14 protein-coding genes are annotated in these 15,524 nt (G+C 50.7%); 12 read left to right on the top strand and 2 right to left on the bottom strand.

Annotated features, from left to right (window positions below):
- Nucleotides 1-133 precede the first annotated feature (133 nt).
- The 4 genes from nrdI to N24_RS13160 all read left to right on the top strand — a co-directional run bounded on the left by nrdI (nucleotide 134) and on the right by N24_RS13160 (nucleotide 4,975).
- The gene (gene nrdI, locus N24_RS13175) at nucleotides 134-580 is read left to right on the top strand and encodes a class Ib ribonucleoside-diphosphate reductase assembly flavoprotein NrdI (RefSeq protein ID WP_096457996.1); all 447 of its coding nucleotides are present in this window, start codon (nucleotides 134-136) and stop codon (nucleotides 578-580) included.
- 100 nt (nucleotides 581-680) lie between these two features.
- On the top strand, nucleotides 681-2,786 hold the full coding sequence (gene nrdE / locus N24_RS13170; protein WP_167382194.1) for a class 1b ribonucleoside-diphosphate reductase subunit alpha: 2,106 nt from the start codon (nucleotides 681-683) through the stop codon (nucleotides 2,784-2,786).
- Between the two features lie 284 nt (nucleotides 2,787-3,070).
- Nucleotides 3,071-4,300, top strand: coding sequence for a sodium:proton exchanger (locus N24_RS13165; protein WP_096457990.1), 1,230 nt, complete (start codon nucleotides 3,071-3,073; stop codon nucleotides 4,298-4,300).
- A 15-nt stretch (nucleotides 4,301-4,315) separates the two neighbouring features.
- Nucleotides 4,316-4,975, top strand: a complete 660-nt coding sequence (locus N24_RS13160) for a metal-dependent transcriptional regulator (RefSeq protein WP_167382118.1) — start codon at nucleotides 4,316-4,318, stop codon at nucleotides 4,973-4,975.
- Here the strand turns inward: N24_RS13160 and N24_RS13155 are convergent.
- Together N24_RS13155 and N24_RS13150 are read right to left on the bottom strand one after the other, a co-directional pair.
- Nucleotides 4,972-5,724, bottom strand: coding sequence for a FadR/GntR family transcriptional regulator (locus N24_RS13155; RefSeq protein WP_096457987.1), 753 nt, complete (start codon nucleotides 5,722-5,724; stop codon nucleotides 4,972-4,974). The genes N24_RS13160 and N24_RS13155 overlap by 4 nt on opposite strands.
- A 193-nt stretch (nucleotides 5,725-5,917) precedes the next feature.
- Nucleotides 5,918-6,406: a ferritin gene (locus N24_RS13150; protein WP_096457984.1), complete on the bottom strand. Its 489-nt coding sequence runs from the start codon at nucleotides 6,404-6,406 to the stop codon at nucleotides 5,918-5,920.
- Nucleotides 6,407-6,860: 454 nt separating this feature from the next.
- Between N24_RS13150 and nrdF the strand changes: the two genes are divergently transcribed.
- The 8 genes from nrdF to N24_RS13110 all read left to right on the top strand — a co-directional run bounded on the left by nrdF (nucleotide 6,861) and on the right by N24_RS13110 (nucleotide 15,264).
- On the top strand, nucleotides 6,861-7,865 hold the full coding sequence (gene nrdF, locus N24_RS13145; RefSeq protein ID WP_096457981.1) for a class 1b ribonucleoside-diphosphate reductase subunit beta: 1,005 nt from the start codon (nucleotides 6,861-6,863) through the stop codon (nucleotides 7,863-7,865).
- 198 nt (nucleotides 7,866-8,063) lie between these two features.
- Nucleotides 8,064-8,390, top strand: coding sequence for a helix-turn-helix domain-containing protein (locus tag N24_RS13140; protein WP_096457978.1), 327 nt, complete (start codon nucleotides 8,064-8,066; stop codon nucleotides 8,388-8,390).
- A complete protein-coding gene (locus tag N24_RS13135; RefSeq protein WP_096457975.1) occupies nucleotides 8,390-9,190 on the top strand; it encodes an ImmA/IrrE family metallo-endopeptidase in 801 nt (266 codons plus the stop codon). The genes N24_RS13140 and N24_RS13135 overlap by 1 nt, the downstream gene beginning before the upstream one ends.
- 17 nt (nucleotides 9,191-9,207) lie before the next feature.
- Nucleotides 9,208-9,573, top strand: coding sequence for a PIN domain-containing protein (locus N24_RS16470; protein ID WP_197702403.1), 366 nt, complete (start codon nucleotides 9,208-9,210; stop codon nucleotides 9,571-9,573).
- A 726-nt stretch (nucleotides 9,574-10,299) separates the two neighbouring features.
- Nucleotides 10,300-12,042, top strand: coding sequence for an aa3-type cytochrome oxidase subunit I (gene ctaD / locus N24_RS13125; RefSeq protein WP_096457972.1), 1,743 nt, complete (start codon nucleotides 10,300-10,302; stop codon nucleotides 12,040-12,042).
- A 292-nt stretch (nucleotides 12,043-12,334) separates the two neighbouring features.
- Nucleotides 12,335-13,606, top strand: coding sequence for a phosphoserine phosphatase SerB (gene serB, locus N24_RS13120; RefSeq protein WP_231911079.1), 1,272 nt, complete (start codon nucleotides 12,335-12,337; stop codon nucleotides 13,604-13,606).
- Nucleotides 13,599-14,324 (top strand): aminoacyl-tRNA hydrolase, encoded by a 726-nt coding sequence (locus N24_RS13115; protein WP_231911016.1) that lies wholly within the window; start codon nucleotides 13,599-13,601, stop codon nucleotides 14,322-14,324. The genes serB and N24_RS13115 overlap by 8 nt, the downstream gene beginning before the upstream one ends.
- 73 nt (nucleotides 14,325-14,397) lie before the next feature.
- The gene (locus N24_RS13110) at nucleotides 14,398-15,264 is read left to right on the top strand and encodes a hypothetical protein (RefSeq protein WP_096457969.1); all 867 of its coding nucleotides are present in this window, start codon (nucleotides 14,398-14,400) and stop codon (nucleotides 15,262-15,264) included.
- Nucleotides 15,265-15,524: the final 260 nt, after the last annotated feature.

Below are 15,524 nucleotides of genomic sequence, written 5' to 3'. Positions count from 1 at the left end.
CAATGTATGGCTTTGAAACTTGTGGAGAAGAAAAACTCAATGTGTTTTTCCGCAGCTATGGAAATCACGTTGGCATGTGTAAGCGCACTACACTTGCACACAAGCGGTATTTAGAAGGGAAGTGAGTTCGAGGATGCTCATCGTGTATTTTTCCTCGGCCACCGACAACACGCATCGTTTCGTACAAAAGCTGGACTTTCCAAACGTGCGCATCCCCCTCACAAGAGGCGAGGAGCCATTGAAAGTCAATGAGCCATATGTATTGATCACACCGACCTACGGCGGTGGGGTATCTATGACAGGTGAAAACTCTAGGCCCGTGCCACCGCAAGTCATTAGATTCCTTAACGATGAACACAACCGAAGCTTTATCAAAGCTGTCGTAGCAGGTGGAAACTCCAACTTCGGCGCTGATTTCGGGCTGGCCGGCGAGATCATTTCTAAGAAATGTAAAGTGCCCTATGTCTACCGTTTCGAGTTGATGGGCAACGAAGAGGATGTGAGTATCCTTCGTGGAGGACTAATCCACAATGCCCAAGCTCTTGGACTGGAACCACAAGAACCAGTTACATCGAGATAAACCTAAAAACTAAATTAAACACCACACTGTTTTCACCTCTTTTGAAAGGGACACTCCTTTGACTGCATCGGGAACCACCGTCGTGCCACGCGGAGACCAAATGGACTTCCACGCTCTCAACGCGTTGCTCAACCTTTACGATGACAACGGCAAGATCCAGTTTGATAAGGACCGCGAGGCTGCAAACCAGTACTTCCTGCAGCACGTCAACCAGAACACCGTTTTTTTCCATAATCTTCAGGAAAAGATCGACTACCTGGTTGATAACAAGTACTACGATCCAATCGTGTTGGACAAGTACGACTTCCAATTCATCAAGGAACTATTCAAGCGTGCATATGCATTCAAGTTCCGCTTCCAGTCCTTCCTCGGTGCATACAAGTACTACACCTCCTACACCCTGAAGACTTTCGACGGACGTCGCTACCTTGAGCGTTTCGAAGACCGCGTATGCATGGTTGCCCTGACCCTTGCTGATGGCGACCGCCCACTAGCTGAAAACTTGGTTGATGAGATCATGTCTGGCCGTTTCCAGCCAGCAACCCCAACCTTCCTGAACTCCGGTAAGGCACAGCGCGGCGAGCCAGTATCTTGCTTCCTGCTGCGTATTGAAGACAACATGGAATCTATTGGACGTTCCATCAACTCTGCTCTTCAGCTGTCCAAGCGTGGCGGTGGCGTGGCATTGCTTTTGTCTAACCTTCGTGAGTCCGGCGCACCAATTAAGAAGATTGAAAACCAGTCTTCCGGTGTCATCCCTGTGATGAAGCTTCTAGAAGATGCCTTCTCCTACGCCAACCAGTTGGGTGCTCGCCAGGGTGCCGGTGCTGTGTACCTTAACGCGCACCACCCAGATATCTTGTCCTTCCTAGACACCAAGCGTGAGAATGCTGACGAGAAGATCCGCATCAAGACCCTGTCCTTGGGTGTTGTTATCCCGGACGTCACTTTCGAGCTAGCTAAGCGCAACGATGACATGTACTTGTTCTCCCCATACGATGTGGAGCGCATTTACGGAAAGCCTTTCGCAGACGTCTCCATCACTGAGCACTACGACGAGATGGTTGATGATGACCGCATCCGCAAGTCCAAGATCAACGCGCGTCAGTTCTTCCAGACCCTGGCAGAAATCCAGTTTGAGTCCGGTTACCCATACATCATGTATGAAGACACCGTGAATGCAGCGAACCCTATTGAAGGCCGCATCACTCACTCCAACCTGTGCTCTGAGATCCTTCAGGTTTCCACCCCATCTGTATTCAACGATGACCTTACTTACGCAGAAGTCGGCGAAGACATTTCTTGTAACTTGGGATCCCTCAACGTTGCAATGGCCATGGATTCACCAAACTTTGAAAAGACCATCGAAACCGCGATCCGTGGTTTGACTGCAGTGTCTGAGCAGACCAGCATCGATTCCGTTCCTTCCATCCGCAAGGGCAACGATGCAGCGCACGCTATTGGTCTTGGACAGATGAACCTGCATGGATACTTTGGTCGCGAGCACATGCACTACGGCTCCGAAGAGGCGCTGGACTTCACCAACGCATACTTCGCTGCTGTGCTATACCAGTGCCTGCGCGCATCCAACAAGATCGCTCGTGAACGCGGTGAGCGTTTTAAGAACTTCGAGAACTCCAAGTACGCCACCGGTGAGTACTTTGATGATTTCGATGCAGCAGAGTTCGCACCAAAGACCGACAAGGTCAAGGAACTTTTCGCTAAGTCCAACATTCACACCCCAACCGTTGAAGATTGGGCAGCGCTCAAGGCAGACGTTCAGGAACACGGTCTGTTCAACCGTAACCTGCAGGCAGTTCCACCAACTGGTTCGATCTCCTACATCAACAACTCCACCTCCTCGATCCACCCCATCGCGTCCAAGATTGAAATCCGCAAGGAAGGCAAGATTGGTCGTGTGTACTACCCAGCTCCACACATGGACAATGACAACCTGGAGTACTTCGAGGATGCCTATGAGATCGGCTACGAGAAGATCATTGACACCTACGCTGTGGCAACCAAGTACGTTGATCAGGGTCTGTCTTTGACCTTGTTCTTCAAGGACACTGCCACCACTCGTGATATCAACCGTGCGCAGATTTACGCATGGCGCAAGGGCATTAAGACCTTGTATTACATTCGTCTGCGCCAGGTAGCTTTGGAAGGCACTGAAGTTGACGGTTGCGTCAGCTGCATGCTGTAAAAGCTTTATAAGAAAATCCCCCCTGACCTGCAAAAGGTTGGGGGATTTTTGAATTTTTGCCTCTGGGAAATTAGATGTGACCTGGGTGTTTTAGTCATCAAACAACTGGTTGTCCGTAGACACACACGAAGACCAGCTGACACGATGTCATCTGCTGAAGGGGAGTAGCTCGACAAAGCGTGGTCGTCGACATACTGGTGCACTGAGTCTGTGCACCCGGCCCACGTGCCTTTAACCTAGGTGAGCGAGACCTTCGAGCATGACCTCGAAGGAGTGAAGTCCCAGTGTTTCCTAAAATTCCATTAGCTATATGCGCTATGTTGGCAGCACCCGCCGTCGGTGTGAGATTTTCTGGTCTTTCAGCATCACCCGTTGTCACCATGGTGATCTTTGGTACTGCAGTGGTTGCTGCTTCATTTGTGTTGGCCTGGGCAGCAGAAGCTGTACGTAAAGATATTTCTGGTGCATTGGCAGTGGCGCTTTTGGCGTTGGTTGCCGTGCTGCCTGAGTATGCGGTGGATCTCTACTACGCCTTTGTGTCAGGTACGGATCCTGAGATGGCACAGTATGCATCGGCCAATATGAATGGGTCGAACCGTCTGTTGCTGGGATTTGGTTGGCCGTTGGTTGTCTTGGTTGCTCTTTATGCCAGGCGGAAGCGAGTACTAAAACTTCCACAAGATACTAGGCGTGATGTGGCGGTGCTGCTTTTGCTCACAGTGTTGTCCATCTTTATTCCACTGGGTGGCAGCATTCCGTTGTTCTTTGGTGTTTTGTTGATTGTGATTTTTATTGTTCACTTGGTGGTGGCGTCTAAAGCAGAAGCTGAAGAAGAACCAGAGTTTGTTTCTGTTGCTGCCAACTTGGCTGAGTTGCCTACAAAAACACGTCGGATCACCGTGACTTTGTTGTTTGTTATTTCGGCGATTGTGATTTTGATTTCGGCTGAGCCTTTTGCGAATTCCTTGGTTGAGTCTGGTTCCAACTTGGGTATTGATTCTTATCTTTTGGTTCAGTGGCTTGCACCATTGGCATCGGAAGCACCGGAATTTATTGTTGCTGTGCTCTTTGCTTTGCGTGGCATGGGTGCGATGGCAATTGGTACCTTGATCGCGTCAAAGATCAACCAGTGGTCATTGCTGGTTGGTTCGATTCCTGTGGCTCACCTGTTTGGTGGAGGTTCTGCCAACATGGCGTTGGATGCACGTCAGGTTGAAGAATTCACGCTGACTATTTCCCAGACACTGTTAGGTGTCGCCATCATCATCGGACTGCGTTTCCATTGGGCATCAGCGGCAGCGTTGTTGGGCCTTTTCAGCCTGCAGTTCTTTATCACTGGTACGCAGGAACGTTTAGTACTGAGTGCTGTTCATATTGTGATTGCGGTGGGATTGTTGTGGATCAACCGCACACATATTGTGCCGACTCTCGCAACGTTGAGGCGGACAATGGTGGACGATGTAGAATCTGAACCGGTCGTCGATAAGACTTACCAAGAAACGACCGTTAATTAAGAGGTGGAGCTTTAAATGCAGTGGGGTGTTTCAAATGTTGTGGAGGACTATCTCACGGCACTGTTCCGTGCGGAGGAGTGGGATGAGGAACCCACAACAGGAAAACTCGCTGAAGTAATTGGAGTTACTGCTTCGACAGTGTCGGCGACGCTTAAGAAGCTCAGCCTTGAAGGGTTCGTTAATTACCGTCCCTACGGTGATATTGAATTAACGCCATCGGGCCGGGAAATTGCAGTAAATGTCATTAGACGGCGTCGAATTATTGAAACGTATCTTTCAGAAAAACTAGGCCTTGGCGCTCATGAATTACACGGCGAGGCCGACTTGCTGGAGCATGCGGTTTCTCCCCGAGTACTGGAGAAAATGTTCCAAGCTGTAGGTTTTCCCACGATTGATCCCCACGGCGATCCAATCCCGGATGAATCTGGAGAGATGAGCGCTAATGAGGGGCTTATGCTGTTGGATTTAGAAAAGGGTACTTCTGCGACCGTCACGCGGGTAAAGGACGGAAATCCGTCGGTTGTTCGGTATCTCACCGGCGTCGGCATTTCCGTTGGCGCGACAATTACGATTGTGGAAGTAATAGGCGATATCGCTACCCTGCGTTTGCAGATTGAAGACGCCATCCAAGACATCCCACTAGCAGTTGCAAACGCAGTGCGCGTATCACATTAGTTCAGCGATCCAAGCGCGCTGCGCACCTCGTTGAGGATATTGCGGGACGCAGTTTCTGCGGCGTCGGCGTCACGGCTGAGGAGAGCGTCGGCAAGCTTATCGTGGTTGTCTAGCGCCTCCCGCGCCGGGCGGTCAGGCTGCAGGCCGTGCTCGGTGCGGCCGGTAAGAACAGCGCTTATCGACGGAATCAATGCAGCGAACATCTCATTGTGGCAATAACGCAGGATCAGCTCATGGAAAGTGATGTCTGCTTCCAAGAAGCGTTGGGATGCACCCTGGCCTGATTCGCCCAATTCACGCATCTCTGTAGCAAGTGCACGAATCTTTTCCAGCTCGGCAGTTGATGCATGAAGAGCGACACTGCGTGCAGCAATCGGCTCAATGGCGATACGCAGCTCAGTTAGTGAGCGCAATTGGCCTTCGCGCTGGCCTTCATCATTTAAACGCCAGCGGATAATAGACTTATCAAACACAGCCCATTCTTCAGGTGGCAACACAGTAATACCGATGCGACGCGATGATGCGACAAGACCAAGTTGTTCTAGGGCTCGCATGGCTTCACGGGCCACGGTGCGGGAAATTCCAAAACGTTCACCGATATCCATCAGTTTGAACGTTTCGCCAACAGCAACCTTGCCACTGACGATATCTTGACCGAGTTCATCTAAAACACTGTCGAGGAGTGGCTTGGCTGGGGTGGGGGCAGAACCTAGAGGATTGTTCATAGCGCTTTCGGTTGTTGGGGGCATGTTGCCTCTTTAATAAGCTGGCTTAAATGGAATGATCAAAAATAATGTGATTACCATTATTACTGTTTTAACCAAGGCTTTCGAGTAAATCGCCTTGTTTTTACCAAAAGAGCACCATTTGTGTGAACTTTTAAAGAATAAAAAATGCCCCACTCCCCTTTGTTGGGGGAGTGGGGCATTAGTGTAAAGCGATTTAACGGGAGCCGAGCTCGCTATCGATGCGCAGGATTCCGGAACCGGAGTCACCTGCGATGCGGAGGCGGTCGATGATCTCGCCGACGGTTGCTTCCTCTTCGATTTGCTCGTTTAGGAACCAGTCGATCAGTGCGCGGGAATCGTAGTCCTTCTCAGCGTCCTGGATGGCAGCGAGCTCGCGGATGAGGCCGGAGATCTTCTGCTCGTGTGCCAGGGAAGCCTCGAATGCTTCGAGTGCGGAGGAGACATCGAGCTTAGGTGGTGCGATGTCACCAATCTGTGGGGTGTAGTCACGGTCGAGGAGGTGCTGAGCAAACTTGTGAGCGTGCTCGAGTTCTTCCTTGCTCTGTGCCTTCATCCAGTCGCGCATGCCGACCAGGCCCAGATCGTCTAGAACGTAGGAGAGCTGAAGGTACACCATGGAAGCTTCAAGCTCGGCGGTCACTTGGTTGTTGAAAGCTGATGCGATCTTCTCGTTGATTGTCATGGCCTTAAACGTACACAACTTCATCAGTGCTGTCAGCGTAGGTTAGCCCAGCATAAACCGCATTTTTGGGGTTTGGATTGGCTAACTATTCCACCGATTTCAAAGGGGCCTAATAGGGCATTTTGAGATCTGGTTCACATTAAAGGGTTTCTCTAAATGACGAGCTAGTGGTGATAATTTGGGCTAATAAGTGGTGAGATTTAGGCGACATTGCAGGGGGTTGATAAAGGGTAGTCTGACGTGAGCGGTTCTGTACGACCTTCAAAATAGTGTGACTAAGTTCACAAAACTTTTGAGTGGAATTGCTTCCTAAAGCTAGCGGCCTTGACCAAAAACGGTAGCCACGGGGTGCGGAATTGGTGGGGCTTGGATTGGGGTAAGCTGGCGATCTGAAATCGCGCTGCATTGTGGCGTCGAAAAGCAAAAAATTTTTTAGAAGGGAAGAGCGCACCTAATGGCTGCTGATTCTGATCTCAGTGTTCACGACGCTTATTTGAAAGAGCACGTTGCACCTGTAAAGGCGATCAACTGGAACTCCATCCCAGATTCCAAAGATCTCGAGGTTTGGGATCGTTTGACCGGCAACTTCTGGCTTCCTGAAAAGGTCCCAGTGTCCAATGACATTAAGAGCTGGGGCACCCTAAATGATGTGGAAAAGGCTGCCACCATGCGCGTGTTCACCGGCCTGACCCTGCTTGACACCATTCAAGGCACTGTCGGTGCAGTGTCTTTGCTTCCTGATGCAGAATCCATGCACGAAGAAGCAGTGCTGACCAACATCGCGTTCATGGAATCTGTGCACGCGAAAAGCTACTCCAACATTTTCATGACTTTGGCATCCACCCCGGAAATCAATGACGCTTTCCGTTGGTCCGAGGAAAACGAAAACCTGCAGCGTAAGGCAAAGATCATCCTGTCTTACTACGAAGGTGAAGATCCATTAAAGCGCAAGATTGCCTCCGTAATCCTGGAGTCCTTCCTGTTCTACTCCGGCTTCTACCTCCCAATGTATTGGTCAAGCCACTCCAAGCTAACCAACACGGCTGACGTGATCCGCCTGATCATTCGTGATGAAGCAGTTCACGGCTACTATATTGGTTACAAATACCAAAAGGCTGTCGCACTGGAAACTCCGGAGCGCCAAGCAGAGCTCAAGGAATACACCTTCGACCTGCTTTACGATCTCTACGACAATGAAACTCAGTACACCGAAGATCTCTACGATGATCTGGGCTGGACCGAGGATGTCAAGCGATTCCTGCGCTACAACGCAAACAAGGCGTTGAACAACCTTGGTTATGAAGGCCTCTTCCCGGCGGATGAAACCAAGGTATCTCCAAATATTTTGTCTGCGCTATCACCAAACGCCGATGAAAACCATGACTTCTTCTCTGGCTCTGGTTCCTCATACGTGATTGGCAAGGCTGAAAACACCCAAGATGATGACTGGGATTTCTAGGCTGGATTTCTAGGCTGGAGTGCTTAAACAGCAAAACACCTGATAACCGCGATCGTGGTTATCAGGTGTTTTGTCATAATGGCTGATGCTAAACCTTCCGGATTTTAGGGCCTTGGGAACGGTCTAAGCGTCATTGATGAAGTTGGGCAGCGGTGATAAGTTGAATCAACTTATGAAATTTGATTCAGAAGGTGGGTTATGAGTCAGCTAACCAGCACTATAGAAAGTGTCCGGACCGGTATTAATATGTCTCAGCGTGAGTTGGCAGAGAAGACCGGAATTTCTCAGCCAACTTTGAATCGGATTATTCGTGGTGACCGATCTGCAAAAATGCCTGAAATCCTCCTGATTGCAGATGCACTTGGATGTACCGTTGCTGAGTTGACCGGGTCTGCGGTGGCCGATCGTGTTCGTTGTGCGGCACGTGGAACCAACGGTTCAAACATGGAAAAAATGCGGCAGCAGTTGCTTCATTTTATGGAAATCGATGCATACTTAGATGATCAAGCAATCCCGGAGCAGTGATGGATCTTTCCATGGAGGTTCAAGGGCGAAACGCAGCCGAGAATTTTAGGGACAAGCACGGATTAGGCCAAGGGGCTCTTGGGGATCTTATCTCGTTAATTAACCAGACCACGGGCCATGATGTAGCTGTCATTGATGCTGATGAAGATGAGCATGGTCTGGCGATGACCGATCCGTTGCGGGAGCGTGTGTTTGTTGGTGTCGCGAAGACTAATCGTCCAATGCGGCAGCGGAGTACTCTCGCACACGAGTTGGCGCATTTAGTATTTGCCGATCATTCGGAGAATCTAGCGGAACGAAAACCTTTAGAAACACGTGCGGATGCTTTTGCGAGGCATCTGCTCATTCCTCAACAAGGTCTGAAACAGTTCCTTGGCGAAATTGGACATGTTGAGGAATCTCACCTATCTCAAGTTGTGCAGCACTTCTTGGTCTCGCCACCAATTGCGGCGATTGCCTTACGTGAAGCAGGGTTCATTGGAGATGAAACAAAATCGGAATGGATGAGGCTTTCGACGCCCTTCCTTGCGACGAAGTTTGGGTGGCGAGATTTTTACGCAGCACTTCAACTCGAATCAAGTAAACGTCGAGCACCTCAAGGTTTGGTTGCTCGTGCTGTGCGTGGGTACATGGAAGGCGTACTGAACATCCAAGTTATCGCGACCTTGCAAGGACGTTCTGAAAATGATGTTCTAGCTGAATTTGATAATGAGGGTATTTTTCCACGCTCTCTTGATTTAGATGCAATCGAATTTGATGATTTGCCTGAATTGGGCGCTGATTTCGATGGGAATAGATAATGAATCCATGTCCCATCATGGATGCAGGTCCCGGGTTGAATTTCTTTTCTCTCAACAAAGAGCGGTTACTGTTCCAAACTCTGGGGCCGATTTCTATTCCTGAAACAGTAAAAGAGGAAATGCTTCGGAAGTCGAAGGTGGATGCTCGATTTGATGCGGTGGAGCGGGTTCTTGGAAAAATTCCTAATCATTTGCTGGAAGTTCTGGCAGATGACGAGACTCCTCAACTTGCCCGTGTGGTGAATCGCATAGCGGGGAAACCCATGGTTGAGCGACGGCGATCCGGTAAAGATCTGGGAGAGCTAATGGTGATTTCTCATGCCGTTGTGAAAGCGGAGAGCGGCGCATCGGTCACGATTTTGATTGATGACAGTGAGGGGTAGCAATTGGCGTGGGCGGAGAAGGTGAGACTGCAGAGATTGAAGCGTCAACAGCCTGAAGTTGGGGAACTTAGGATGGTGAACACGGTATCTGTATTGAGAGCTGCCGTCAGGGGAGGGTATGTGCCAAATGGGGGAGCGATGCAGAACCTGTATCAGAGATTGAGAAGCCTGGATGACGGGCTTTTGCCGATTCAGCAGACTGAGCTAGTGAAATTGGACTGCTGGAGCATAGGGGACTAGCAAGTCAGTGAAAACTAGTTAGTTCATATCAGTTGATTGCTTAAGTCAGGAAGATTTCACAAGATAGCAATCCGGGAAAGGGGAGCGTCACGCGTCTTAAACTTCTTTCAGTACTCGTTTGAGTTGAAGAAGAAAACATCTCTGGAATGCGCGTCTCAACCATTCGATTGAACCCCGCCGGGGGGAATTGTGAAAACTGTGACAGGGGTTGATGGTGGGGGTAGGCCGTCCTGGTGAAATGTACACCAGAATGTGAACCCCTTCACACCTTTGGCTGAAACGTACTGCCCATAAGTGACCGAACCTAGTGGCAACCCCACTAATTGTTTGAAAAACATTTTTTTTGGGCGTGAAAAGGGGATACAGTTAGCTGCATACCGGCCTTTTTGGGTTGGCATCGGATCCTGCCTGTGGCTTAAGATCAGGCAGTGTTGTTAAAGGACGATCGGTAATCCGAATGGATCGTCCCGTAGTCAGGAGGAACCTATGACCGCTGTGGCGCCTAGGGTCGACGGGCACGTCGCCCCGCAGAGGCCCGAGCCGACAGGCCATGCACGCAAGGGCAGCAAAGCATGGATGATGATGACCACCACCGACCACAAGCAGCTGGGCATTATGTACATCATTATGTCCTTCAGCTTCTTCTTCCTCGGTGGCTTGATGGCCCTGCTTATCCGAGCGGAGCTTTTCACCCCAGGTCTCCAGTTCCTGTCTAATGAGCAGTTCAACCAGCTGTTCACCATGCACGGAACTGTGATGTTGCTGCTGTACGGAACTCCAATTGTTTGGGGTTTCGCTAACTACGTTTTGCCACTGCAGATCGGTGCGCCTGACGTAGCTTTCCCACGTTTGAACGCCTTTGGTTTCTGGATCACCACCGTTGGTGGTGTCGCGATGCTGACTGGCTTCCTGACCCCGGGTGGTGCTGCTGACTTCGGTTGGACCATGTACTCCCCGCTGTCTGACGCAATTCACTCCCCAGGTCTTGGATCTGACATGTGGATCGTTGGTGTTGGTGCAACTGGTATTGGTTCTGTTGCTTCCGCAATTAACATGCTCACCACCATCCTGTGTCTTCGCGCTCCAGGTATGACCATGTTCCGTCTGCCAATTTTCACCTGGAACATTTTCGTTGTTTCCGTTCTTGCTCTGCTGATCTTCCCACTGCTGCTCGCTGCTGCGATGGGTGTTCTGTACGACCGCAAGCTTGGTGGACACCTCTACGATCCAGCTAACGGTGGCTCCCTGCTGTGGCAGCACCTGTTCTGGTTCTTCGGACACCCTGAGGTTTACGTCTTGGCTCTGCCGTTCTTCGGCATTGTTTCTGAGATCATCCCAGTGTTCTCCCGTAAGCCAATGTTCGGTTACGTAGGCCTGGTCTTCGCAACCTTGTCCATTGGTGCACTTTCCATGGCTGTGTGGGCACACCACATGTTCGTCACCGGTGCGGTCTTGCTGCCGTTCTTCTCCTTCATGACGTTCCTGATTTCCGTGCCTACTGGCGTTAAGTTCTTCAACTGGGTTGGAACCATGTGGAAGGGTCACATCACTTGGGAAACCCCAATGATTTGGTCTGTTGGCTTCATGGCAACCTTCCTCTTCGGTGGTCTAACCGGCATTATGCTGGCGTCCCCACCACTGGACTTCCACTTGGCTGACTCCTACTTCCTGATCGCGCACTTCCACTACACCTTGTTCGGTACCGTGGTATTCGCATCTTGTGCAGGTGTCTACTTCTGGTTCCCGAAGATGACCGGCCGTATGCTTGACGAGCGTCTTGGCAAGATCCACTTCTGGTTGACCTTCATCGGTTTCCACGGAACCTTCCTCATCCAGCACTGGGTGGGCAACATGGGTATGCCACGTCGTTACGCTGACTACCTGGATTCTGATGGTTTCACCATCTACAACCAGATCTCCACCGTCTTCTCCTTCCTGCTTGGCCTGTCTGTCATTCCATTCGTTTGGAACGTATTCAAGTCTTGGCGCTACGGTGAGCTCGTTACCGTTGATGATCCATGGGGTTACGGCAACTCCCTGGAGTGGGCAACCTCCTGCCCTCCTCCACGCCACAACTTCGCATCTCTGCCTCGTATTCGCTCCGAGCGCCCAGCGTTCGAGCTGCACTATCCGCACATGATTGAACGTATGCGTGCAGAGGCACACACCACTAAGCGGGATGAGCGTGCTGAAATCACTCAAAATCCTACCCCCGCTGAAGTGACCTAGCCTACCCAAGCTCTTCTGACTACCTCGACCCCGTATAGATAATCTACGGGGTCGAAGTCGTTTACTGAACTGCGAGTTTCAATGGCCCTATATCGTGAATTGCATGAATGCCTTGTATGTCCTCGTCTGCACGGAGGAGCATAGATATCGCCAACTTTATTGTTTAGGTTTATAGATCTTCTACTCTCCACGCCGGTTCTGAAGTACTATGAGATATCCAATGTCGTGTTCCGCCCGTGAACGTGAGACAATTGTTGCCGTGACTGAACTGATCCAGAATGAATCTCCAGAAATTGCTGAGCTGGATGCCGGCCAGCAGGTTGCTTTGCGTGAAGGTTATCTTCCGTCGGTGATTACGGTGAGTGGCAAAGACCGCCCCGGAGTTACCGCTGCTTTCTTTAGGGTGCTGTCTGCCAACAAGGTCCAGGTGTTGGATGTTGAGCAGTCAATGTTCCGTGGCTTTTTAAATCTCGCGGCGTTTGTTGGTATCGCTCCTGATCGAGTGGACACTGTTACCACGGGCCTGACTGATACGTTGAAGGTCCATGGTCAGTCGGTGGTGGTGGAGATGCAGGAAACTGTGCAGTCTTCGCGTCCTCGTTCATCCCACGTTGTAGTCGTGTTGGGTGATCCGGTTGATGCATTGGATATTTCCCGCATTGGTCAGACGCTGGCCGATTATGATGCCAACATTGATACCATTCGCGGTATTTCTGATTATCCAGTTACTGGTCTTGAGTTGAAGGTGACTGTTCCAGATGTAAGCCCTGGCGGTGGTGAGGCAATCCGTAAGGCGCTTGCTTCTTTGACCTCTGAGCTGAAGGTCGATATCGCGATTGAGCGTTCTGGTTTGTTGCGTAGGTCGAAGCGTTTGGTGTGCTTTGACTGCGACTCCACGTTGATTACTGGTGAAGTTATTGAGATGCTTGCTGCGCACGCAGGCAAGGAAGCTGAAGTGGCTGCGGTTACTGAGCGTGCCATGCGTGGAGAGCTTGATTTTGAGGAGTCTTTGCGCGAACGTGTGAAGGCGTTGGCTGGTTTGGATGCCTCGGTTATTGATGAGGTCGCAGCCGCCATCGAGTTGACCCCGGGCGCACGAACCACGATTCGTACCCTCAACCGCATGGGCTATCAAACAGCTGTGGTTTCCGGCGGGTTCATCCAGGTTTTGGAAGGATTGGCAGAGGAGTTGGAGCTGGATTATGTCCGCGCCAACACGTTGGAAATCGTTGATGGCAAGCTGACTGGCAATGTCACCGGCAAGATTGTGGACCGCGCAGCAAAAGCTGAGTTCTTGCGTGAGTTCGCTGCCGATTCCGGTTTGAAGATGTATCAAACAGTTGCTGTTGGCGACGGCGCAAATGACATCGATATGCTCTCTGCTGCTGGTTTGGGCGTTGCTTTCAATGCGAAGCCTGCTCTGAAGGAGATCGCAGATACTTCCGTGAACCACCCATTCTTGGATGAGGTGCTCCACATCATGGGTATTTCTCGCGATGAGATCGATCTCGCCGACCAGGAAGATGGCACGTTCCACCGCGTCCCACTGACCAACAATGCCTAAAAATTCGCTTTTCGACGCCCACCTCCTCCTCAAGGCCCGAGTCAGCGACGGGCCACATAGCGAGGATCCTTCGGATCCTGCCACCGTGCAGGCCATGCAAATTGCATTGCACATTCCAAAGCAGAACCCGCCTAGGCGCACTGATGTTTTGGAAGCTGCAGCCCGAAGTGTGGTCAAGCTGTGTCTTGATGAGCGTGTGGCAAGCGACCCGGAGTTTCGGGCAGCACTCGAACGCTGGTACGGCCATTTGATTAGAAAAGTGGCGCGTCGCGCTCGTAACGCAGCGTGGGATCGGGTGCAAAATTTGCCCGGCGTCACGGTCGAAGACGATGCCGCACAAGTACGTGCATTCGTTCCCAGCGCGGTGGTGGATGTCCCTGCAGATATTAAGAAATTGCAGATTTCTGGCACGGAACTGCCTCTTGATGATCCCAACCCGATCGTTGATGATTTCCCCACAATCTACATCGATGGTTCTTTGGAAATGACACTTGGAAAGGCCGCTGCGCAGGTCGGACATGCTTCTATGCTGTTGGCTGCTCACCGACCTTTTGAGTGGGTCCAACAATGGGAAAGTGATAATTTCGCACTCCACGTCAGGGAAGTGTCAAAAGAAGAATTCATGCGCCTCATTGATACCCCGGGTGCTGTTCCGGTTCACGATGGCGGCTTCACAGAGGTCGCACCAAACACCGTTACGGTTGTTGCGATTCCATAACATAGCAGGCAGTTATCCAACGTCCCTTGTAACGTGGGGTTTGTCTACTGCCTACAAGTAAAAGGACGTTGTGATGACAAGCCCTTATGGATCGCAAAACCCCGGCGATGAGAATAACTGGAATTCCCAATTTGGTAACCCGTCTGGTGAGCAAAATTATGGCCAACCCTACGGACAGCCTTTCCATCAAGGCTATGGCGCTTATAACACCCCAATTTCATCTGATACACCACAGCCTTCTATCCAAGAAGTGCAGTGGCGTCCCTTTGACCTAGGTGTTGTTTTTGGGCAGGCCTGGAAGGGCTTTGTGGCGACCTGGCAGGCATGGGTTCTAGCCACCCTCGTGTTTTATGCAATCACGTTCCTTCTGATGCTGGTGTGGTTTATCCCAATGTTTGGTGTCATCGCTGCATCGACAGCTGATTCAGAAGCAGCCATCATGGCAAGCCTAGGTGGAATGAGCATTGTTGGGTTTATTGTGATGGCACTAATGTTCGTCATCAGTTTCGTGTGGACACTAAACTGCTATCGAAACGCGGCACGCGTTGTTCGTGGCGAGCAGATTAATGTGCAAAGTTTCTTTAAATTCCAGGGCCTGGGCAAGGCGCTAGGAATTTATATTTTGGTGGCTATCGTGACCATGATCGGTACATTGTTGCTGGTTATCCCAGGTATCGTAGCGGCTGTCGTATTGGTGTTCGCGGTTCCTGCTGCATTCCAACTCCGTGATGTCACTGTTGGGGATGCGTTTTCTGCCAGCTGGAAAGCGGTTTCTAAAAATATCGGTGTAACAATCTTGCTCCTGCTTGCTGCTTTTGCGTTGAATTTCCTCGGTGGGGCGATCGTGATCGGTGTTTTGGTTACCACGCCATTGACCTACCTGCTTTACGCATATGCATTCCAGAACTCCATTGGTGGGCCAATCATGCAGCGCCAGTAGAGCCGATTTAAAGCCTCGAGTTTTCCAAATGAACATATGTATGGACGAAGCCGTGAAAACCTCTTAGAAACGCTCCTCGGGGGGTATGACTTTTACGGGTTGGAGCCATTATTGGGACTCGACCAAACATACGTGACAAGAATCTTGAAAACCCCGAATCTTTGGCACGTATGTTTGGTTTACCTCTCCTCAAAACAGACAGGCGTGCCAAGAATTCTGAAAAACCGAGAATCTTGGCACGCCTGTTTGGTTTTTAAAAA

The sequence above is a fragment of the Corynebacterium suranareeae genome (genome assembly GCF_002355155.1).
GTDB classification, from domain to species: domain Bacteria; phylum Actinomycetota; class Actinomycetes; order Mycobacteriales; family Mycobacteriaceae; genus Corynebacterium; species Corynebacterium suranareeae.
This window is presented reverse-complemented; position numbering and strand designations above follow the sequence as displayed.